This window comes from Pseudomonas sp. Leaf434 (genome assembly GCF_001425545.1).
GTDB lineage: Bacteria > Pseudomonadota > Gammaproteobacteria > Pseudomonadales > Pseudomonadaceae > Aquipseudomonas > Aquipseudomonas siliginis.
The window spans coordinates 2,625,055-2,646,178 of record NZ_LMQZ01000001.1 but is presented as its reverse complement, the minus strand read 5'-3'; the positions used below and the strand labels follow the sequence as shown (position 1 = coordinate 2,646,178).

17 protein-coding genes and 1 tRNA gene are annotated in these 21,124 nt (G+C 58.8%); 15 read left to right on the top strand and 3 right to left on the bottom strand.

What is annotated here, in order from left to right:
• Positions 1–105 precede the first annotated feature (105 nt).
• The 7 genes from apaG (at position 106) to ASG55_RS11780 (ending at position 8,187) form a co-directional block, all read left to right on the top strand.
• On the top strand, positions 106–486 hold the full coding sequence (apaG, locus tag ASG55_RS11810) for a Co2+/Mg2+ efflux protein ApaG (protein WP_056786669.1): 381 nt from the start codon (positions 106–108) through the stop codon (positions 484–486).
• Positions 486–1,367 carry a symmetrical bis(5'-nucleosyl)-tetraphosphatase gene (locus ASG55_RS11805; RefSeq protein ID WP_056786666.1) on the top strand — a complete coding sequence of 294 codons (882 nt, stop codon included), beginning with the start codon at positions 486–488 and terminating at the stop codon, positions 1,365–1,367. Before apaG ends, ASG55_RS11805 begins: the two co-directional genes overlap by 1 nt.
• 34 nt (positions 1,368–1,401) lie before the next feature.
• Positions 1,402–1,731, top strand: coding sequence for a thiosulfate sulfurtransferase GlpE (gene glpE, locus ASG55_RS11800; protein ID WP_056786663.1), 330 nt, complete (start codon positions 1,402–1,404; stop codon positions 1,729–1,731).
• A 296-nt stretch (positions 1,732–2,027) separates the two neighbouring features.
• Positions 2,028–3,950: a PrkA family serine protein kinase gene (locus ASG55_RS11795; protein ID WP_016772892.1), complete on the top strand. Its 1,923-nt coding sequence runs from the start codon at positions 2,028–2,030 to the stop codon at positions 3,948–3,950.
• Positions 3,951–4,069: 119 nt separating this feature from the next.
• Positions 4,070–5,341: a YeaH/YhbH family protein gene (locus ASG55_RS11790; protein WP_056786661.1), complete on the top strand. Its 1,272-nt coding sequence runs from the start codon at positions 4,070–4,072 to the stop codon at positions 5,339–5,341.
• The gene (locus ASG55_RS11785) at positions 5,338–6,900 is read left to right on the top strand and encodes a SpoVR family protein (RefSeq protein ID WP_024014545.1); all 1,563 of its coding nucleotides are present in this window, start codon (positions 5,338–5,340) and stop codon (positions 6,898–6,900) included. The genes ASG55_RS11790 and ASG55_RS11785 overlap by 4 nt, the downstream gene beginning before the upstream one ends.
• Before the next feature lie 63 nt (positions 6,901–6,963).
• Positions 6,964–8,187 carry a multifunctional CCA addition/repair protein gene (locus ASG55_RS11780; RefSeq protein WP_056786659.1) on the top strand — a complete coding sequence of 408 codons (1,224 nt, stop codon included), beginning with the start codon at positions 6,964–6,966 and terminating at the stop codon, positions 8,185–8,187.
• Between the two features lie 90 nt (positions 8,188–8,277).
• On the opposite strand, the gene folK is transcribed toward ASG55_RS11780, so the two are convergent.
• Together folK and folB are read right to left on the bottom strand one after the other, a co-directional pair.
• Positions 8,278–8,793, bottom strand: coding sequence for a 2-amino-4-hydroxy-6-hydroxymethyldihydropteridine diphosphokinase (gene folK, locus ASG55_RS11775; protein WP_041476704.1), 516 nt, complete (start codon positions 8,791–8,793; stop codon positions 8,278–8,280).
• Positions 8,784–9,140 (bottom strand): dihydroneopterin aldolase, encoded by a 357-nt coding sequence (gene folB / locus ASG55_RS11770; protein ID WP_056786656.1) that lies wholly within the window; start codon positions 9,138–9,140, stop codon positions 8,784–8,786. The genes folK and folB overlap by 10 nt, the downstream gene beginning before the upstream one ends.
• A gap of 74 nt (positions 9,141–9,214) precedes the next feature.
• Here folB and plsY point away from each other — a divergent pair, with 74 nt between their 5' ends.
• Positions 9,215–9,784 (top strand): glycerol-3-phosphate 1-O-acyltransferase PlsY, encoded by a 570-nt coding sequence (gene plsY / locus ASG55_RS11765; RefSeq protein WP_056786655.1) that lies wholly within the window; start codon positions 9,215–9,217, stop codon positions 9,782–9,784.
• A gap of 23 nt (positions 9,785–9,807) precedes the next feature.
• Here the strand turns inward: plsY and tsaD are convergent, their stop codons facing one another.
• Positions 9,808–10,833 (bottom strand): tRNA (adenosine(37)-N6)-threonylcarbamoyltransferase complex transferase subunit TsaD, encoded by a 1,026-nt coding sequence (gene tsaD, locus ASG55_RS11760; protein ID WP_039757706.1) that lies wholly within the window; start codon positions 10,831–10,833, stop codon positions 9,808–9,810.
• 199 nt (positions 10,834–11,032) lie between these two features.
• Between tsaD and rpsU the strand changes: the two genes are divergently transcribed.
• The 7 genes from rpsU to ASG55_RS11725 all read left to right on the top strand — a co-directional run bounded on the left by rpsU (position 11,033) and on the right by ASG55_RS11725 (position 21,078).
• Positions 11,033–11,248 carry a 30S ribosomal protein S21 gene (gene rpsU, locus ASG55_RS11755; protein ID WP_002551877.1) on the top strand — a complete coding sequence of 72 codons (216 nt, stop codon included), beginning with the start codon at positions 11,033–11,035 and terminating at the stop codon, positions 11,246–11,248.
• A gap of 486 nt (positions 11,249–11,734) precedes the next feature.
• On the top strand, positions 11,735–13,699 hold the full coding sequence (gene dnaG, locus ASG55_RS11750) for a DNA primase (protein ID WP_056786653.1): 1,965 nt from the start codon (positions 11,735–11,737) through the stop codon (positions 13,697–13,699).
• A gap of 67 nt (positions 13,700–13,766) precedes the next feature.
• On the top strand, positions 13,767–15,614 hold the full coding sequence (rpoD, locus tag ASG55_RS11745; protein ID WP_024014550.1) for an RNA polymerase sigma factor RpoD: 1,848 nt from the start codon (positions 13,767–13,769) through the stop codon (positions 15,612–15,614).
• 125 nt (positions 15,615–15,739) lie between these two features.
• On the top strand, positions 15,740–19,486 hold the full coding sequence (locus tag ASG55_RS11740; RefSeq protein WP_056786651.1) for a bifunctional diguanylate cyclase/phosphodiesterase: 3,747 nt from the start codon (positions 15,740–15,742) through the stop codon (positions 19,484–19,486).
• A gap of 15 nt (positions 19,487–19,501) precedes the next feature.
• Positions 19,502–19,578, top strand: a tRNA-Ile gene (locus ASG55_RS11735).
• Positions 19,579–19,772: 194 nt separating this feature from the next.
• Positions 19,773–20,345, top strand: coding sequence for a PBECR2 nuclease fold domain-containing protein (locus tag ASG55_RS26925; RefSeq protein WP_056786649.1), 573 nt, complete (start codon positions 19,773–19,775; stop codon positions 20,343–20,345).
• A gap of 271 nt (positions 20,346–20,616) precedes the next feature.
• A complete protein-coding gene (locus ASG55_RS11725) occupies positions 20,617–21,078 on the top strand; it encodes an Lrp/AsnC family transcriptional regulator (RefSeq protein ID WP_041476707.1) in 462 nt (153 codons plus the stop codon).
• Positions 21,079–21,124: the final 46 nt, after the last annotated feature.

The following is a 21,124-nucleotide window of genomic DNA, read 5'->3' as shown; positions in this document are numbered from 1 at the left end:
GAACGCTATCGGGCAGCACACCACTCTGGTTTACTGCCCGATACTTGCCTAGACTGATTCCCCATCAGCTACGCCCCGCGTTCCGCTTCATTAAGGCCTTCTTGCATGTCCGATTCCCGTTATCAGGTCGATGTCAGCGTCGTCACCCGCTATCTGCCAGACCAATCGCAACCCGAACACGACCGTTTCGCCTTCGCCTACACCATCACCGTACAGAACAACGGCAAGGTTGCGGCCAAGCTTCTGTCCCGGCACTGGGTGATCACCGATGGTGACGGCCATGTCGAACACGTGCGCGGTGAAGGCGTCGTCGGCCAGCAACCGTCGATCAATGTAGGCAAGAGCCATGTCTACACCAGCGGCACAGTGATGACCACCAAGGTCGGCACCATGCAGGGCACTTATCAAATGCTCGCCGACGACGGCAAACATTTCGATGCCGTCATCAAACCGTTTCGCCTCGCCGTGCCCGGAGCCCTGCACTGATGACGACGTATGCCGTCGGTGACCTGCAAGGCTGCCTCGAACCGCTCAAGTGCCTGCTCAAACAAGTTGCCTTCGACCCGGCGCTTGACCGGCTGTGGCTGGTCGGCGATCTGGTCAACCGTGGCCCGCAGTCGTTGGAAACCCTGCGTTTTCTCTTTGGCATGCGTGAGTCGCTGGTCTGCGTGCTCGGCAATCACGACCTGCACCTGCTGGCCGCCGCGAAGAAGATCGAGCGCCTGAAGAAAAGCGACACACTGCGCGAAATCATCGAGGCTCCCGACGGCCCGCAATTGATGGAATGGCTGCGCCAGCAAAAGCTGATGCATTACGACGAAACACGCGATGTTGCGATGGTCCATGCTGGCATCCCGCCGCAATGGTCGCTGCGCCGTGCGTTGAAGTGCGCCGCCGAAGTGGAGACCGCCCTGCGTGACGACAACGTATTCCCCGCCTACCTTGACGGTATGTACGGCAATGAACCGGCGAAATGGGACAACGACCTCAAAGGCATTGATAGGCTGCGGGTGATCACCAATTACTTCACGCGCATGCGCTTTTGCACCGCTGAGGGCAAACTCGACCTCAAAAGCAAGGAAGGCCTCGACAGCGCGCCGCCCGGCTACAAGCCGTGGTTTCAGCACAAGGAGCGCAAGACCAAAGGCCTGCGCATCATCTTCGGTCACTGGGCCGCGCTCGAGGGCAATATCCACGAGCCGGGCATTTCCGCGCTGGACACCGGATGCGTATGGGGCGGCAGCCTGACGCTTATGAACGTCGACAGCGGCGAACGCCTGTCATGCAAATGCGACGAGCACGGCGGACTTGCGCCATCAGTCGCCCCACTCACCCCTAACGATTCGCCCGTCAACGCCTCGCGTTAGACTGCGCCTTCAGTAGAGCAACAGGTACTTTGTCATGACCGAATTCAAACGAATCCCCCCGGAACAGGCGCAGGCCCTGCGTGAACAGGGCGCAGTCGTAGTCGACGTACGCGATCCGGCGACCTTTGCCGCGCTGCACATCAGCGGCTCCAAACATCTCGACAACCATTCCCTGCACGCTTTCATTCAAGGCGCCGACCTCGATGCACCGACCGTCGTGGTCTGCTACCACGGCAATTCCAGCCAGGGCGCAGCCGCCTATCTGGTCGGCCAGGGCTTCTCCGATGTCTACAGCATGGATGGCGGTTTCGAGCTGTGGCGTACGACCTATCCTTCGGAAACCGCGCAAGGCACCGACGAATAATTTTTTTGCGCGGCGCAGGCCCCGGCTGCCGTGGGCCTGCGCGCGGCAGACGAACGGTCTGCCACAACTAATTACGTATCTCGCCTTTACCTCTCGAATTCCCAACTATCCTTAAGCGCAGGCCATCCAAAACAGGGGAGAGCCGGTACACCGGCGCGCGGGTCATCGGGAGTAGCTTTCGCGGTTTGTCGACCGTGGGAGAATTCTGGGGGGTAAACAGCAGCTGCCACAGCGACTGCTGCCAGCATCGACTGAGTGATCCGGCGTCGGCTCCACGTATCGAGCGAGGTGACGTCATGAGTATCTTTAGCCACTTCCAACAACGCTTCGAATCCACACGCCAGGAAGAACTCTCTCTGCAGGAGTACCTGGAGCTGTGCAAAAACGATCGCAGCGCCTACGTTTCCGCCGCCGAACGTCTGTTGATGGCGATCGGCGAACCGGAACTGCTCGACACTTCGACCAATTCGAGGCTGTCGCGCATCTTCTCCAACAAGGTGATCCGCCGCTATCCGGCCTTTGAAGACTTCCACGGGATGGAAGAATGCATCGACCAGATCGTCTCGTATTTCCGCCACGCCGCCCAAGGCCTGGAAGAGAAGAAACAGATTCTTTATCTACTCGGCCCCGTCGGTGGCGGTAAATCGTCCCTGGCCGAGAAGCTGAAACAGCTGATGGAGAAAGTGCCCTTTTATGCCATCAAGGGCTCGCCGGTCTTCGAGTCGCCTCTGGGTCTGTTCAACGCCACCGAAGATGGCGCGATCCTCGAGGAAGATTTCGGCATTCCACGGCGCTACCTGAACACCATCATGTCGCCATGGGCGACCAAGCGCCTGGCCGAATTCGGCGGCGACATCAGCCAGTTCCGCGTGGTCAAGCTGTACCCGTCGATCCTCAATCAGATTGCCGTGGCCAAGACCGAACCCGGTGACGAGAACAACCAGGACATCTCGGCGCTGGTCGGCAAGGTCGATATCCGCAAACTCGAAGAATTCCCGCAGAACGACGCCGATGCCTACAGCTACTCCGGTGCGTTGTGCCGGGCCAACCAGGGCTTGATGGAATTCGTCGAAATGTTCAAGGCGCCGATCAAGGTGCTGCACCCATTGCTGACTGCTACCCAGGAGGGCAACTACAACAGTACCGAAGGCCTCGGCGCGATTCCGTTTACCGGCATCCTGCTGGCTCACTCCAACGAATCGGAGTGGCACACCTTCCGCAACAACAAGAACAACGAGGCGTTCATCGACCGGATCTACATCGTCAAAGTGCCGTACTGCCTGCGCGTCAGCGACGAAGTGAAGATCTACGACAAACTGCTTTTCAACAGCTCCCTGTCCAAGGCGCACTGCGCACCGGACACCCTGAAAATGCTCGCGCAGTTCACCGTGTTGTCGCGCCTCAAGGAGCCGGAAAACTCCAACATCTATTCGAAGATGCGCGTCTACGACGGCGAAAACCTCAAGGACACCGATCCGAAGGCCAAGTCGATTCAGGAGTACCGCGATTCGGCCGGTGTCGACGAAGGCATGAACGGCCTGTCGACCCGCTTCGCCTTCAAGATCCTCTCCAAGGTGTTCAACTTCGATCCGCATGAAATCGCCGCCAACCCGGTGCACCTGCTCTATGTGCTTGAACAACAGATCGAACAGGAACAGTTCCAGGCCGAAACCCGCGAACGTTACCTGCGCTATCTGAAGGAATACCTGGCGCCGCGCTACATCGAGTTTATCGGCAAGGAAATCCAGACCGCTTATCTGGAGTCCTACAGCGAATACGGCCAGAACATCTTCGATCGCTACGTGCTGTACGCGGATTTCTGGATTCAGGACCAGGAGTATCGCGACCCGGAAACCGGCGAGATCCTCAACCGCGTAGCCCTGAACGAAGAGCTGGAAAAAATCGAGAAGCCGGCCGGCATCAGCAATCCGAAGGATTTCCGCAACGAGATCGTCAACTTCGTCCTGCGCGCTCGGGCCAACAACAACGGCAAGAACCCGACCTGGCTCAGCTACGAAAAACTGCGGGTGGTCATCGAGAAGAAAATGTTCTCCAACACCGAAGACCTGCTGCCCGTCATCAGCTTCAACGCCAAGGCCAGCAAGGAGGATCAGCAGAAACACAACGACTTCGTTACGCGAATGGTTGAACGTGGCTACACCGATAAACAGGTACGCCTGCTGTCCGAATGGTACCTGCGGGTCCGCAAGTCGCAGTGAGGCAGCTGCAAGCTATAAGCCACAAGCTGCAAGAACAAAGCGTGTGAACCCTGACACACGGGCATTCGCTTCCACTTGCAGCTTGCAGCTCAAAACTTGAAGCTCCCCGGAGGGGCCTTATGAGCTATGTGATCGACCGACGCCTCAATGGCAAGAACAAGAGCACGGTAAACCGTCAGCGTTTTCTGCGGCGTTACCGTGACCACATCAAGAAGGCTGTCGAAGAGGCAGTCAGTCGCCGTTCCATCACCGATATGGAGCACGGTGAACAGATCAGCATTCCCGGTCGCGACATCGACGAACCGGTGCTTCATCACGGACGCGGCGGCAAACAGACCGTGGTGCATCCCGGCAACAAAGAGTTCACGGCCGGTGAACATATCGCCCGTCCACCGGGCGGCGGAGGTGGGCGCGGTCCGGGCAAGGCTGGCAATTCCGGCGAAGGCATGGACGAGTTCGTCTTCCAGATCACGCAGGAAGAGTTCCTCGAGTTCATGTTCGAAGACCTGGAACTGCCGAATCTGGTCAAACGCAACCTGACCGGCACCGACACGTTCAAAACCGTCCGCGCCGGGATCAGTAACGAAGGTAACCCCTCACGCATCAATATCATTCGCACGTTGCGTTCGGCTCATGCGCGTCGTATCGCCCTGTCCGGCAGCAGCCGCGCGAAATTGCGCGAAGCCAAGGAAGAGCTGGCACGGCTCAAGCGCGAAGAACCGGACAACTTCGGCGATATCCAGGATCTCGAAGCTGAAATCGAGAAACTCAGCGCACGCATCCATCGCGTGCCGTTCCTCGACACCTTCGACTTGAAATACAACCTGTTGGTCAAGCAACCCAATCCCAGCTCCAAAGCAGTGATGTTCTGCCTGATGGACGTGTCCGGTTCGATGACGCAAGCGACCAAAGACATCGCCAAGCGCTTTTTCATCCTGCTTTACCTGTTTCTCAAACGTAACTACGACAAGATCGACGTGGTGTTCATCCGTCACCACACCAGCGCCCGAGAGGTGGACGAGGAGGAGTTTTTCTATTCTCGTGAGACCGGCGGCACCATTGTTTCCAGCGCCCTGAAGCTGATGCAGGAAATCATGGCCGAGCGCTATCCGAGCAACGAGTGGAACATCTACGCCGCTCAGGCCTCCGACGGCGACAACTGGAACGACGATTCGCCGATCTGCCGCGACATCCTGATCAATCAGATCATGCCGTTTGTGCAGTACTACACTTACGTGGAGATCACCCCGCGCGAACATCAGGCCCTGTGGTACGAGTACGAACGCATCGCCGAAGCCTTCTCTGACACGTTTGCCCAGCAGCAACTGGTCTCGGCCGGAGATATCTATCCGGTCTTCCGTGAACTCTTCCAGCGCAGGTTAGTGACATGACCGCCAAAGAGCAGAAACGCCAACCCATTTCCACCGGTTCCGAATGGACATTCGAGCTGATCCAGACTTACGACCGCGAAATCGCCCGGATCGCGGCCCGTTATGCTCTGGACACCTACCCCAACCAGATCGAAGTGATCACCGCCGAGCAGATGATGGACGCCTATGCCTCAGTGGGCATGCCGCTGGGCTATCACCACTGGTCCTATGGCAAGCACTTCCTCAGTACCGAGAAATCATACAGTCGCGGACAGATGGGCCTGGCCTACGAGATCGTAATCAACTCCGACCCGTGCATCGCCTATCTGATGGAAGAGAACACCATCTGCATGCAGGCGCTGGTGGTGGCCCATGCCTGCTACGGCCACAACAGCTTCTTCAAGGGCAACTACCTGTTCCGTACCTGGACCGATGCCAGTTCGATCATCGATTACCTGGTGTTCGCCAAGCAGTACATCATGCAGTGCGAAGAGCGCCACGGCATCGATGCCGTGGAAGATCTGCTCGACTCCTGCCATGCCCTGATGAATTACGGTGTCGACCGCTACAAGCGCCCGTATCCGATTTCCGCCGAGGAAGAGCGCCGGCGGCAAAAGGATCGCGAAGAGCACATGCAGAAGCAGATCAATGATCTGTGGCGCACCATTCCCAAAGGCGCGGACAAATACAGCGACAAGGACAACGCCCGCTTCCCGGCCGAACCGCAGGAAAACATCCTCTATTTCATCGAGAAACACGCGCCGCTGCTGGAACCCTGGCAGCGCGAAATCGTGCGCATCGTGCGCAAGATCGCCCAGTACTTCTATCCGCAGCGCCAGACCCAAGTCATGAACGAAGGCTGGGCAACGTTCTGGCATTACACGCTGATGAATGACCTGTATGACGAAGGCCTGGTCACCGACGGCTTCATGATGGAATTCCTCACCTCGCACACCAGCGTGGTATTCCAGCCGGGTTTCGACAGTCCGTACTACAGCGGCATCAACCCCTATGCATTGGGTTTCGCCATGTACCGCGACATTCGGCGCATGTGCGAAGAGCCTACCGAAGAGGATCGCCGCTGGTTCCCGGACATCGCCGGTTCCGACTGGCTGTCGACCATCAAGTTCGCCATGAGCAGTTTCAAGGATGAGAGCTTCATCCTGCAGTACCTGTCGCCCAAGGTGATCCGCGATCTGAAGCTGTTCAGCATTCTCGATGACGACCAGAAAGACGACCTGCTGGTGCCGGCCATTCATGACGAAGGCGGCTACCGGATCATTCGTGAAACCCTGGCCGCGCAGTACAACCTCGGCAATCGTGAGCCGAACGTGCAGATCTACAGCATCGACCGGCGCGGTGATCGCTCGCTGACCCTGCGCCATCAGCAGCACGACCGCAAACCCTTGGGCGACTCCACCGAAGAAGTCCTCAAGCACCTGCACCGGCTCTGGGGCTTCGACATTCATCTGGAAACCCTGCAAGGCGACCAGATCATGAAAACCCATCACGTGCCGCCACGCAGTGAACACAGCGAGGGCGATTACGGCCGGCTCGATCTGGCCGTGATTCATCTTTGATCCGGTTCTGGCCTCCGAAAGTCTGACGCAAGGGTTATCCTGTCGGACTGACGGAGGTTTTTTATGCAGGTTTACAAGGTTGGCGGCGCAGTACGTGATCGCCTGTTGGGGTTGCCGGTCACTGACATCGACAGGGTCGTGGTGGGCGCCACCACGGAGGAAATGCTCGCCAAGGGATACCGCCCGGTCGGCGCCGATTTTCCGGTGTTTCTGCACCCCAAAACCGGTGAGGAATATGCCCTCGCCCGTACGGAACGCAAGAGTGGCCGGGGTTACGGCGGCTTCACCTTTTACGCAAGTCCCGAAGTGACGCTTGAAGAAGACCTGATTCGCCGCGACCTGACGATCAATGCCATGGCCGAGGACGATCAGCTCAACCTGACCGATCCGTACCATGGTCAGCGCGATCTCGAAGCACGAATCCTTCGCCATGTTTCCCCGGCGTTCGCCGAAGATCCGTTGCGAGTGCTGCGCGTTGCCCGTTTTGCTGCACGCTACGCAGGATTGGGCTTTACGGTCGCCGATGAGACCATGGACTTGATGCGCCAGCTCAGTGAGTCCGGCGAATTGCAGGCGCTGACTGCCGAACGTAGCTGGAAGGAGATTTCCCGGGCACTGATGGAAGATCATCCACAGGTGTTCATCCAGGTCTTGCGCGACTGTGGCGCACTCAAAGAGCTAATGCCGGAAGTCGACGCCTTGTTCGGCGTGCCACAGCCAGAGACCCACCACCCGGAAATCGACACAGGCCTGCACACCCTGAGCGTGCTGGAGCAATCAGCCCTGCACAAACAACCACTGACGGTGCGCTGGGCCTGCCTGCTGCATGACCTTGGTAAAGGCCTGACGCCGGAAGAAGAATGGCCCAGGCATATCGCCCATGAGCACACCGGGCTGAAGCTGATCAAAGCGGTCAACGAGCGCTTCAAGGTCCCCAAGGACTTTCAGGAACTGGCGCTGCTGGCCGGCCAGTACCACACCCATGGGCACCGGGCGCTGGAGCTGAAAGCCTCGACGCTGCTGGAGTTGCTGCAGAGTTTCGATATTTATCGCCGGCCGCAGCGATTCGAAGAGTTTATCGCCGCGTGCGAGATGGACGCCCGTGGCCGCAAGGGCCTGGAGCAGCGCAGTTATCCACAGGCGGATTATTTGCGCGGAGCGGCGAAAGCTGCGCGAGCGGTGGCGGTGCAGCCGCTGCTGGAAAAGGGCTTCAAGGGGCCGGAACTGGGTGAAGCGCTGAAGCGGGAACGGTTGAAAGCATTGAAGATCTACAAAGACAACGCCTGAAGCAAGATCAAAAGATCGCAGCCTTCGGCAGCTCCTACAGGGAAACGCAAATTCCTCTGTAGGAGCTGCCGAAGGCTGCGATCTTTTGCTTTAAAGATTCGACGGAGTCAATTGCTGCCCATTCCATTCGAACGCAACCGGCGCCAACACCTGATCAATTTGCGCCTCGGCCCACAACGTCGCAAAGCTCTTGCCCACCCCCGGATGCACCCGATCCGGCGCAATCAACGACAGCGGCCACAGCACAAAGGCATTTTTCAGGATTTCAGCACGCGGCAGCATCAATCCATCGAAATTACCCACCAGATCGCCATACAGCAGCACGTCGATATCCAGCGGCAGACCTTTGCGATCCGGGGCATAACGACCGTTGTCCGCCTCGATGAATTTCAAGCGGCGGTCAAGCTCCATCAACGGCAGATCGGTGTAGGCCGAGACCACGAAATTGAAGAACGGCCCGCTCTTGATGCCCACCGGTTGGCTCTCGAACACCGCCGAACAACGGATATCCACCAGGAACGTGGCCAGCGCATCGAGACCGGCGCGCAAATGGGTTTCGCGCTCGATATTGCTACCGAGCCCGAGGTAGACCTGAGTCAGCGACATCCGCGCTCGATCTCCACACCCACACCACCCTTGGCCGCTGGAACGGCGCCCGGTTTGGTCAGTTTCAGTCGCACCCAGGTGATCTTGAATTCGGTCATCAGCACTTCAACCAGACGCTCGGCGAAGGTTTCGACCAGCTGGAACTGCGCCTGCTCGGCGAAGGCCTGAATGCGCGTGGAAACACTGGCGTAATCGAGCGCCAGGGTCAGGTCGTCACCGGCGGCGGCCGGGCGATTGTCCCAGGCGAAGCTCAGATCAAGACGCAGGCACTGACGGATGCCGCGCTCCCAGTCGTAGGCACCGATCACGGTGTCGACTTCCAGGCCCTCGATAAACACTCTGTCCAAGCACTTCTCTCCGCTGCACGACAAGGGCGCGATGCGCCGTTAGAATCAGGGCGTCCTCGCCCGGAATAGTTAGCATGTTTTGGTTACTGGCGATTCTCGCCTACCTGCTCGGCTCGCTGTCCTTTGCCATTTTGCTCAGCCGCCTGACCGGAAATCCGGATCCGCGAATGGGTGGCTCGGGTAATGCCGGCGCCACCAACATGCTGCGCCTGGCCGGTCGCAAACTGGCGATCCTGACCCTGCTCGGTGATCTGTGCAAAGGCCTGCTGCCGGTGCTGATAGCCTCGAGCGCGGGCCTTTCACTGCAGGATCAGGCCTGGACTGGCGTGTGCGCCGTGATCGGTCACCTGTTCCCTTTGTACTTTCGCTTTCGCGGCGGCAAAGGCGTTGCCACTGCCGCCGGCATGCTGCTCGGCCTGTATCCACCCGCCGCGCTGCTGGCCGTATGTGCCTGGCTACTGACGTTCTACCTGACCCGCACCAGCTCGCTGGCGGCGCTGATTGCCACGCCACTGACCCTGCCATTGCTGGCCTGGCAGGAGCCGGAAGCCTTACTGCCAATGAGCGCGCTGACCTTGCTGATTGTCTGGCGCCATCGCGGCAATCTACGCGACCTGTTCGCCGGGCGCGAACGGCATTTCTGACTGCCGTCCATGAGCGTCGCTCATTACAGCGCCGACAACTGCTCCATTGGCCAGCGTGCCTGCACGGTGATTGCCAGACTTTCCTGCTGACCGGCCTTCAGGCGCTGGCAACCGGCAAATGCGATCATCGCGCCATTGTCGGTGCAGAACTCCGGGCGCGCATAGAACACATCACCCTTCATATCGCCGAGCATTTTTTCCAGCGAAACCCGCAACGCCTTGTTGGCGCTGACGCCGCCGGCAATCACCAACCGCTTCATGCCTGCCTGTTTCAGGGCGCGCTTGCACTTGATGGTCAAAGTCTCCACCACGGCCTGCTGGAACGCCAGCGCGATGTCGCAACGGGCTTGCTCGCCGTCGTCCCCGGCGCTGACGCATTGCTGCCAGGTATTGAGGGCGAAGGTTTTCAGGCCGCTGAAGCTGAAATCCAGACCCGGGCGATCACACATCGGACGCGGAAAGGTGAAACGTCCTGCGACGCCCTTCTCGGCCAGCTTGGCGATTTCCGGCCCGCCGGGGTAATTGAGGCCCATCATCTTCGCGGTTTTGTCGAAAGCTTCGCCGGCCGCATCGTCGAGCGTCTCGCCGAGCAGGCTGTATTGGCCAATGCCGTCGACCTGAACCAACTGGGTATGACCACCGGAAACCAACAAAGCGACGAACGGAAATTCCGGCGGTTTCGGTTCCAGCATCGGCGCCAGCAAGTGGCCTTCCATGTGGTGCACACCGAGAGCCGGAATGCCCCAGGCAAACGCCAGCGCCTGCGCGCAGGAAGCACCGACCAGCAACGCGCCGACCAGGCCAGGACCTGCGGTATAGGCGATTGCATCGATCTCGGTCGGCACACAGTCGGCCTCGGCCAACACCTGACGGATCAAGGGCAGCATGCGTTTGACGTGGTCACGCGAGGCCAGCTCCGGCACCACACCGCCATAGACACGGTGCAGGTCGATCTGACTGAACAGCGCGTCGGCCAGCAGACCGCGTTCACTGTCATACAATGCGACGCCGGTTTCGTCGCAGGAGGTTTCTAATCCCAGTACTAGCATGGGTTTGCGCCTTGTTTAGGCTGAATTCGAAGGCGCGCATAATAGTCGCCACGTGATGCCCCGACCAGCGGTTTTCGATCAGAGGCTTTGCATTCCGAGCGATGAGGGGTTAACATCCGCAACCCTTAAAAACCGACGTCTTCAAGTGCTCTTTTGCCGCGAGGATGTTGACCCCGGTAATGAATGAAGGTAGCTCTGGATGCCAGCCGTCAAAGTAAAAGAGAACGAACCCTTCGACGTAGCTCTGCGTCGTTTCAAGCGCTCCTGCGAAAAAGCCGGTGTACTGGCTGAAGTTCGTAGCCGCGAATTTTACGAGAAGCCAACTTCTGAGCGTAAGCGCAAGGCAGCAGCCGCTGTTAAGCGTCACGCCAAGAAAGTTCAGCGCGAACAGCGCCGCGCCGTTCGTCTGTACTAATCCACAGACGTTCGTAGCAAGCTTCTTGCCTAAGCCCGGCCCTCAGCCGGGCTAATGGCATTTGCGTAAAACGCTTGATGCTTCACCGTCGACGCCGCCGATGCGACCGAGACAAATCTGCTTCACCGCGTCAGGCCTGGCTCTTTTGCCAGCGGTGCACGTCTTTTCTGACGAGCCTTTCAAGGCTACTGACGAGCACACCCACTGATTCCTCTTACGACGATCAGCCCAAGGCACCTGCATGCGTGCCCGCTTTATTGAGCTATCCGAGGTCGATAATCGGCCGTCAGCGGATTCAGCGCAACACTTTCACATAGTCGAAGACTGATAGGTACTAACGTCAGTGGATTTTCGGCAGATACACTTCCCGACAGCGATTCCGCAGACGACACCGGTCGAGCCGCACTTTTTGTGCGTTTCCAGCAATGGCCCGCGTCCGACGGCCTGTCGCAACGGATTTATTGCAGCGCAGACGACGAGAACGCCATGGCCGGGCTGATTCCCCAGAGCTTCATTGACGACCTGCTGAACCGCACCGACATCGTCGACGTGGTCAGCTCGCGCGTGCAATTGAAGAAGGCCGGTAAGAACTACACCGCCTGCTGCCCGTTCCATAAAGAGAAAACCCCGTCATTCAGCGTCAGCCCCGACAAACAGTTCTATTACTGCTTCGGTTGCGGCGCCGGCGGCAACGCCCTCGGCTTTCTCATGGATCACGACAATCTGGATTTCCCCCAGGCTGTCGAAGATCTGGCAAAAGCCGCCGGCATGGAAATCCCCCGCGAAGAAAGCGGTCGCGAGCGCAAGCCGCGCCAGCCGACCGATTCGCCGCTGTACCCGCTGCTGACCGCCGCCGCTGATTTTTACCGGCAGGCACTCAAGAGTCATCCGTCGCGCAAGGCTGCGGTGGATTACCTCAAGGGGCGCGGGCTGACGGGCGAGATCGCTCGGGATTTCGGCCTCGGTTTTGCGCCGCCGGGCTGGGACAACCTGCTCAAGCATCTGAGCAGCGACACCCTGCAACAGAAAGCCATGATCGAAGCCGGCCTGCTGATCGAGAACGCCGAAACCGGCAAGCGTTACGATCGCTTCCGCGATCGCGTGATGTTCCCGATCCGCGACACCCGCGGACGAATCATCGCCTTCGGCGGCCGCGTACTGGGCGACGACAAGCCCAAGTACCTGAACTCACCGGAAACACCGGTATTCCATAAAGGCCAGGAACTCTACGGCCTTTATGAAGCACGCAAAAATAATCGCAACCTCGACGAAATCATCGTCGTCGAGGGTTACATGGACGTCATCGCCCTCGCCCAGCAAGGCTTGCGCAATGCCGTCGCCACGCTGGGTACCGCGACCAGCGAAGAACACCTCAAGCGCTTGTTCCGCGTCGTCCCGAACGTATTGTTCTGCTTCGACGGCGACCAGGCCGGCCGTAACGCAGCCTGGCGTGCACTGGAAGCGACCCTGCCGTGCTTGCAGGACGGTCGTCGCGCGCGGTTCCTGTTTTTGCCCGAAGGCGAAGACCCGGACACCCTGGTTCGCGCCGAAGGCACCGATGCTTTCAAGGCGCGCATCAATCAGCACGCGCAGCCGCTGGCCGATTATTTTTTCCAGCAACTGACCGAAGAAGCCGACCCGCGCTCACTTGAGGGCAAGGCGCACATGGCCACCCTCGCCGCGCCATTGATCGACAAGGTGCCGGGAGCGAACCTGCGCATCCTCATGCGTCAGCGCCTGACCGAGATTACCGGCCTGAGCAGCGAGACCGTCAGCCAATTGGTTCAGAATGCGCCGCAGGAAGCACCGCCCGCCTACGATCCGGGCTTCGATTATGACGCCATGCCGGACTACAGCGACTACCATCAGCCGCAGGCACAGGACATGTATGTGCCGCAGCAGGAATGGACGCCGAAGAAACCCGGCGCCGGCGGCAAGAAGTGGGACAAGAAACCGTGGGACAAGAACGGCAAGCGTGGTGGCGATCGCGAACAGCAGCGCCCGCGTACGCCGATTGGCGTTGAATCGCCAACCCTGACGGCACTGCGAACATTGCTCCATCATCCGCAACTGGCCAAGCGCGTCGAAGACGCCGGGCACATTGCCGATGAAAATCAGACCAACGCCCAGCTGCTTGTGGCGCTGCTCGAAGCCGTACAGAAGAATCCCAAGCTAAACTCATTTCAGCTGATCGCGCGATGGCACGGTACTGAACAGGGTCGCTTGCTCAAGGCGCTGGCAGAAAAGGAATGGCTGATTGACGGAGATAACCTTGAACAACAGTTTTTCGACACCATTACTAGCTTGTCCGCCCGCCAACGCGAGCGAAATCTCGAACAGTTACTCAGGAAAGCGCGGCAAAGCGAACTGAGCGTCGAAGAGAAAAATCAACTGCGCGACCTTTTAAGTCGCAATGTTTCCGCATCAAACCCGACCTCAACTGGCGCGTGAGGTCATAGCTCAGGTATAATCCTCGGCTTGTTTTTTGCCCGCCAAGACCTTCAGTGGATAGGGTGTTATGTCCGGAAAAGCGCAACAGCAGTCTCGTATTATTGAGTTGATCAAACTGGGTCGTGAGCAGAAGTATCTGACTTACGCCGAGGTCAACGACCACCTGCCCGAGGATATTTCAGATCCGGAGCAGGTGGAAGACATCATCCGCATGATTAACGACATGGGGATCCCCGTACACGAGAGTGCTCCGGATGCGGACGCCCTTATGTTGGCCGACGCCGATACCGACGAGGCCGCTGCGGAAGAAGCAGCCGCTGCGTTGGCGGCGGTGGAGACCGATATCGGTCGCACCACTGACCCGGTGCGCATGTACATGCGTGAAATGGGTACGGTCGAGCTTCTGACCCGTGAAGGCGAAATCGAAATCGCCAAGCGGATCGAAGAAGGCATTCGTGAAGTGATGAGCGCGATTGCGCACTTCCCAGGCACGGTTGACCACATTCTCTCCGAGTACACCCGCGTCACCACCGAAGGTGGTCGCCTGTCCGACGTCCTGAGCGGTTATATCGACCCGGACGACGGCATCGCGCCGCCTGCGGCAGAAGTGCCGCCGCCGGTTGACCCGAAAGCCGTCAAGGCCGACGACGATACCGACGACGATGATGCCGAATCTTCCGACGATGAAGAAGAAGCCGAAAGCGGTCCGGATCCGGTCATCGCTGCGCAGCGCTTCGGTGCCGTCGCCGACCAGATGGAAATCACCCGCAAGGCCCTGAAAAAGCACGGTCGTCACAACAAGGCAGCCGTTGCCGAGTTGCTGGCCCTGGCCGAGCTGTTCATGCCGATCAAACTGGTGCCGAAGCAATTCGAAGCCCTGGTCGAGCGTGTACGCAGTGCCCTGGATCGCCTGCGTCAGCAAGAGCGCGCGATCATGCAGCTGTGCGTACGTGATGCACGTATGCCGCGCGCCGATTTCCTGCGTCAGTTCCCGGGCAACGAAGTCGACGAAAGCTGGTCCGACGCCCTGGCCAAAGGCAAGAGCAAGTACGCCGAAGCCATCGGTCGCGTGCAGCCGGACATCATCCGTTGCCAGCAGAAGCTGATTGCGCTGGAAACCGAGACCGGCCTGACCATCGCAGAAATCAAGGACATCAACCGTCGCATGTCGATCGGTGAGGCCAAGGCCCGCCGCGCGAAAAAAGAGATGGTTGAAGCCAACCTGCGTCTGGTGATCTCGATCGCCAAGAAGTACACCAACCGCGGCCTGCAATTCCTCGATCTGATCCAGGAAGGCAACATCGGCCTGATGAAGGCGGTGGACAAGTTCGAATACCGTCGCGGTTACAAGTTCTCGACTTATGCCACCTGGTGGATCCGTCAGGCGATCACTCGCTCGATCGCCGACCAGGCGCGCACCATCCGTATCCCGGTGCACATGATCGAGACGATCAACAAGCTCAACCGTATTTCCCGGCAGATGTTGCAGGAAATGGGTCGCGAACCGACTCCGGAAGAGCTGGGCGAACGCATGGAAATGCCTGAGGACAAGATCCGCAAGGTACTGAAGATCGCCAAAGAGCCGATCTCCATGGAAACCCCGATCGGTGATGACGAAGACTCCCATCTGGGCGACTTCATCGAAGACTCGACCATGCAGTCGCCAATCGATGTCGCCACAGTGGAAAGCCTGAAGGAAGCGACTCGCGAAGTGCTGTCCGGCCTCACTGCCCGTGAAGCCAAGGTACTACGCATGCGTTTCGGTATCGACATGAACACCGACCACACGCTCGAAGAGGTGGGCAAACAGTTTGACGTAACGCGTGAGCGGATCCGTCAGATCGAAGCCAAGGCGCTGCGCAAGCTGCGCCACCCGACGCGAAGCGAGCATCTGCGCTCCTTCCTCGACGAGTGATACCAGAACCCCCGGCCCAGGCCGGGGGTTTTGTTTTATGGCAGATTAAATTCCCCGCTCCGCCCTCCCCGTCGCGTACCCCGTCTACACTCGAAACAATCATCCCAAGCCCTGACGAGAGCGTTATGCCCAGACTGGCGCCCGTGCTTTTTCTGCTGTCATTGATGATCTGCACCGCCACGGCTGACGCGCTGACTCTCACCGATGAAGAACGCAGCTGGCTGGCGGCTCACCCTGACTTGCGCCTGGGTGTCGACGCGTCGTGGCCGCCTTTCGAATTTCGTGACGACCAGAACCGCTATCAGGGTCTCGCCGCTGACTATATCGACGTGATTCGCCAACGTTTGGCGATCAAGCTGACGCCCATCGAACCGGCAAGCTGGACGGTGGTGCTGGAGCAGGTCAAAAAAAGCAAGATCGATTTGCTGCCGGGAATCATGTCCACGCCGGAACGCCAGAATTACCTGTCATTTACCCGGCCGTATCTCGACTTCCCGATCGTCATTCTGGCCCATGTCGGCGGGGCCCAGCCGCGCAAACTCGACGACCTGTACGGTCTGAAAATCGCCGTAGTGGAAAACTACGCTCCCCACGAACTGCTGCGCACTCACCATCCCGATCTGAATCTGGTGGCCATGCCCAATGTCAGTTCGGCGCTGCAAGCCCTGGCGACCGATGAAGTGGACGCGGTGGTCGGCGATCTGGCTTCCAGCGTCTGGAGCCTGCGCCAGCTCAAACTCGACGGCCTCTACGTCAGCGGCGAAACCCCGTATCGCTATCAACTGGCGATGGCCGTGCCCCGCTACAACAAGATGTTGGTGGGCATTCTCGATAAAGTCCTGGCCGACATGACACCGGCGGAAATCAGCAGCATTCAGGAACATTGGGTCGGTAATGTGCTCGACCACCGCACATTCTGGTCAGATCTGCTGATGTATGGCCTGCCCGGTCTGTTGTTGTTGATGACGGTGCTGGCCGTGGTGATTCGCATCAACCGCCGCCTGAGCTCGGAAATCTCCCGGCGCATCGACCTCGAACAGGAATTGCGCAGCAGCGAATATCACTACCGCGGTCTGGTGGAGAGCTTGTCGGCGATCGCTTGGGAAGCGCGGATGAGCGACTTCACCTACAGCTATGTGTCGCCCCATGCTGAAGACCTGCTCGGGTATCCACAGTCTCACTGGCTGATTCCGGGTTTCTGGCACAACATCATTCACCCGGCCGACCTGACCCGCACGCAAAACTATTGCAGGGAAGCGCTGCGCCAGGGCCGCGATCACATCGTCGATTATCGCGTGATCACCGCCGACGGCCGCTGCCTGTGGGTGCGCGACATTGTCAGCCTGATCGAGCATGGCCACGAACCGGTGATGCGCGGGTTGATGATCGATATCAGCGAAATCAAACGCACCGAAGAGGCGCTGCGCCTGTCCGAGCAGAAGTTCGCTTCGGTGTTTGAGCAATGCCCGGACATTCTGGTGATTGCGCGCCTGTCCGACGGCTGCCTGCTGGAGGTTAACGAGGCCTTCGAAGAGCAGATCGGCCTTAGGGCCGAGGAGGTGATCGGGCAGACCGCCACCAACCTCAATATCTGGGGCATCCCCGGGGTGGGGCCGGGCCTCTTGCAGCGTTTGCAGGCCGGCAGCATCCGTAATCTGGAAATGCCCTTTCGCCGCAACAACGGCCAATTGTTCACCGGGCTGATTTCCGCCGAGCCTTTCGACCTCGACACCACCCCGGCGCTGGTGGTGGTAGTTCGCGACATCAGCCAGCTCAAGGAAACCCAACAGCAACTGCAAACCTCTGAAGAGAAGTTCGCCAAGGCTTTCCATGCGTCGCCGGATGGCCTGTTGCTGTCGCGCCAGAGCGACGGCCTGCTGTTGGAGGTCAACGAAGGTTTTAGTCGTATCACTGGTTTCAACAGCGCCATGTCGGTGGATCGTTCAACGCTGGATCTGGGCATCTGGGTCAACCTCAACGAACGCAAACAGATGCTCGATCTGCTAAAGCGCGACGGGTTTGTCCGCGACTTCACATGCCACATCCGTCGCAGCGACGGGCAGATTCGCCTGTGCGAAGTGTCCAGTCGCCCGCTGCCGATCGGCGACGAGGATTGCATGCTGACCATCGCCCGCGACATCACCGAACGCCATCTCATGCAGGAAAAACTGCAGCAGGCCGCGACCGTTTTCGAGAGCACCGCCGAGGGCGTGTTGATCACCGATACTCAACAACACATCAGCGCCGTCAATCGCGCTTTCACCGAAATCACCGGTTACAGCGAAAGTGAAGCGCTGGGCCACACGCCACGCTTGCTGGCGTCAGGGCTGCATGACAGCGCTTTCTACGCGGCGATGTGGCACCAATTGACCGACGAAGGCCACTGGCAGGGCGAGATTTCCAACCGGCGCAAGAACGGCGAGCTGTACCCAAGCTGGCTGACCATCAGCGCCGTGCGCAATCGCGACAAGTTCATCACCCACTTCGTCGCGGTGTTCGCCGATATTTCCAGCCTCAAGCATGCCCAGGCCAAGCTTGATTACCAGGCTCACCACGACCCGCTCACCGGCTTGCCAAACCGCACCTTGTTCGAGAGCCGCCTGCAAATGGCCCTGACCAGCCAGCAGGAAAATGGCGGCCAGGGTGCCGTGCTGTTTCTCGATCTCGACCGTTTCAAACACATCAACGACAGCCTCGGCCACCCGGTCGGCGACCTGTTGCTCAAGGGCATTGCCGTGCGCTTGAAAGAACAATTGCGCGATATCGACACGGTCGCGCGGCTGGGCGGCGACGAGTTCATCATTCTGCTACCGGGCCTGCAGCAAGCCAGCGACGCCGACAACATCGCGACGAAACTGCTCAACTGCTTCGGTGCACCGTTCCAGGCCGGCGAACACGAGTTTTTTATCAGCGCGAGCATCGGCACCAGCCTTTATCCCCGCGACGGCTGCGATGTCGCCACACTGGTGAAAAACGCCGACGCGGCGATGTACCGCTCCAAAGCCAAGGGGCGTAACCGCGTCGAAAGCTACACCCGCGACCTCACCGCCCAAGCCAGCGAGCGCGTAGCGTTGGAACACGAACTGCGCCGCGCCATCGAGCGCGATGAGCTGTTTCTCTATTACCAACCGAAAATCAGCCTGGTCGACCACAGTCTGGTCGGTGCAGAGGCGCTGATTCGCTGGCGCCACCCAACCTTCGGCGACGTGCCGCCCGAGCATTTCATTCCGCTGGCCGAAGAGAACGGCATGATCCTGCAGATCGGTGACTGGGTGCTCGAAACCGCTTGCCGGCAAATGTTCGAGTGGAGCCGGATCTACCAACCGCTCGGGCCGCTCTCGGTAAACCTCGCTGGCGCGCAGCTGCGTCAGCCGAACCTGTTGGTGCGCATCGAGCAACTGCTCAAGGACAACCGCCTCAGGCCGGATTTACTGCAACTGGAAATTACCGAGAATTTCATCATGAGTCAGGCCGAAGAGGCGCTGGCAGTGCTGCACCAGCTCAAACACCTCGGCGTGCAACTGGCGATCGATGACTTCGGCACCGGCTACTCCTCGCTCAGCTATCTCAAACGCCTGCCGCTGGACATCCTCAAGATCGACCAGTCCTTCGTCCGCGGACTGCCTGACGACCCCCACGACGCGGCCATTGTGCGCGCCATCATCGCGCTCGGCCGCAGCATGCAATTCACCGTGATTGCCGAAGGCGTGGAAACCCAGGCGCAACAACAATTCCTCGCCGCAGAAGGTTGTGAACAGATCCAGGGCTACATCGTCAGCCTGCCGCTGCCCCCGGACGAATTCGCCGCGACGTTTCTGCATATAACCGTATCGGATTTTTCGGATAGCACAGCCGCGAAACCGTCGCTATAATCCGCGGCCTACTGAGGGCCTATAGCTCAGTTGGTTAGAGCAGAGGACTCATAATCCTTTGGTCCACGGTTCGAGTCCGTGTGGGCCCACCAAATTGAAAAGCCGCGCTGAATGCGCGGCTTTTTTGTGGGTGCGGTTTCTCAGTCTGGCTAATTCCGACCCAGGAAGAAGGCTGCGCTATCTGTAGGATCATTCTGAAGCGATGCTTCCGGGACGTTTGCAGCCTTGTGAGGCTTTCCTGCGAGCAATTAATCTCCTGACGCCATCGCCGCCCAGGATTGTTTCCATGCTCATGAATGCTGCTCCAACAATCAGCGAAGCAGCCGACCAAGCAACCTGGATCGATCTTGCCCTACCCGACTTGAGAACACTCTCAAAAGAACTTCGATCAGCCGCAATCACAGAAATAAAAAGGGCTGACGATGCAGCGGGTGCCTTGGGAATACTCTTGGAATACTTCGGATTCATCGATGAGTCTGTTATGGCCGTCACGATCCTGACGCCGATTGGAAACGTTGCGGTTGCGAGAGACAAACTGGCCCACATCGTTGAAAAACGCCCGGACTCGCGCGAGCGCTATGTTCGACACGCTATCGATACCTTAACGGGACCCTTTGAAATATGGAAAGTCCGATACGATAACGGCGGACACCGCGTGGCATTCATCAATGCCTATGAGGCAAAAAATGACATGCTTGTGGTTGTAGACATTCGGAATGGACACGTTCTGTGGAATTTTATGCACGCTCCGGCGAGAGCCATGAACAGGCATCGAAAAGGCGAGCTTTTGTATAGGCGGTACATTCTTACGGACAAAAAAAGGGCAGCCATCGGGCTGCCCGTAACATCTAAATCCTGATATTTGCATCCTCAGGAAATGGGATGAAGAGGTCTCACCTGACACCGATGTTGCAGCATCGCTGAGGTACCTACATCTGCTAATGCCCTGCAAGGCAGCAGATTTCGCGCTCTTGTTGGCATTCTTGGGAAACAGGGCAGACAAGTCAAATCAATTGTCAGAACATTTGTTTCATCAAATTCATCAGTGACCACTTTGCTATGGCGCAAAAGCCTTTCCTATTTGCCTGTAAAGTGCGCCTCCCTCCGACTCAACGCCAATGGAGCCCACCTTGCCAGACACCCGCCAACCCATCCTCGACGAAATCGACCGCCAGCTAATCGCCGCGTTGCAAATCAACGCCCGCGAAAGCGTGGCCATGCTCGCCCGTCAGCTAGGCATTGCTCGCACGACGGTGACGTCGCGCCTGGCCCGGCTGGAAAAGGCCAGAGTGATCACCGGTTATGGCGTGCGTCTTGGTCAGCGTGTGGTCGATGGTGGCTTGCAGGCCTACGTCGGGATCAAGGTGCAGCCGCGTTCCGGCAAGGACGTGCTGCGGCGCCTGAGTGCGATGGCGCAGGTGCAGCAGTTGTGTGCAGTGAGTGGCGAGTTTGATTATGTGGCGTGGTTGCGCACCGACTCGCCGGAGCAGCTCGATCAGTTGCTGGATCAGATTGGCAGCGTCGATGGGGTGGAGAAGACCACGACGTCGATCATTCTGAGTAGCAAGATAGATCGGGGGCAGCCGGTTTAAGATTTTGATCGAGCTTCTCGGGTGAATTTCAGAGCCTCTTCGCGAG

Bases quoted from the DNA above. Each gene is read 5' to 3' on its own strand.
- plsY (WP_056786655.1), top strand. From the start codon at position 9,215: ATGTTTTGGTTACTGGCGATTCTCGCCTACCTGCTCGGCTCGCTGTCC.
- ASG55_RS26925 (WP_056786649.1), top strand. From the start codon at position 19,773: ATGCTCATGAATGCTGCTCCAACAATCAGCGAAGCAGCCGACCAAGCA.
- folK (WP_041476704.1), bottom strand. From the start codon at position 8,793: ATGTCGCTGACTCAGGTCTACCTCGGGCTCGGTAGCAATATCGAGCGC.
- ASG55_RS11780 (WP_056786659.1), top strand. From the start codon at position 6,964: ATGCAGGTTTACAAGGTTGGCGGCGCAGTACGTGATCGCCTGTTGGGG.
- ASG55_RS11805 (WP_056786666.1), top strand. From the start codon at position 486: ATGACGACGTATGCCGTCGGTGACCTGCAAGGCTGCCTCGAACCGCTC.
- dnaG (WP_056786653.1), top strand. From the start codon at position 11,735: ATGGCCGGGCTGATTCCCCAGAGCTTCATTGACGACCTGCTGAACCGC.
- rpoD (WP_024014550.1), top strand. From the start codon at position 13,767: ATGTCCGGAAAAGCGCAACAGCAGTCTCGTATTATTGAGTTGATCAAA.
- ASG55_RS11790 (WP_056786661.1), top strand. From the start codon at position 4,070: ATGAGCTATGTGATCGACCGACGCCTCAATGGCAAGAACAAGAGCACG.
- glpE (WP_056786663.1), top strand. From the start codon at position 1,402: ATGACCGAATTCAAACGAATCCCCCCGGAACAGGCGCAGGCCCTGCGT.
- apaG (WP_056786669.1), top strand. From the start codon at position 106: ATGTCCGATTCCCGTTATCAGGTCGATGTCAGCGTCGTCACCCGCTAT.
- ASG55_RS11795 (WP_016772892.1), top strand. From the start codon at position 2,028: ATGAGTATCTTTAGCCACTTCCAACAACGCTTCGAATCCACACGCCAG.
- rpsU (WP_002551877.1), top strand. From the start codon at position 11,033: ATGCCAGCCGTCAAAGTAAAAGAGAACGAACCCTTCGACGTAGCTCTG.
- ASG55_RS11785 (WP_024014545.1), top strand. From the start codon at position 5,338: ATGACCGCCAAAGAGCAGAAACGCCAACCCATTTCCACCGGTTCCGAA.
- tsaD (WP_039757706.1), bottom strand. From the start codon at position 10,833: ATGCTAGTACTGGGATTAGAAACCTCCTGCGACGAAACCGGCGTCGCA.
- ASG55_RS11740 (WP_056786651.1), top strand. From the start codon at position 15,740: ATGCCCAGACTGGCGCCCGTGCTTTTTCTGCTGTCATTGATGATCTGC.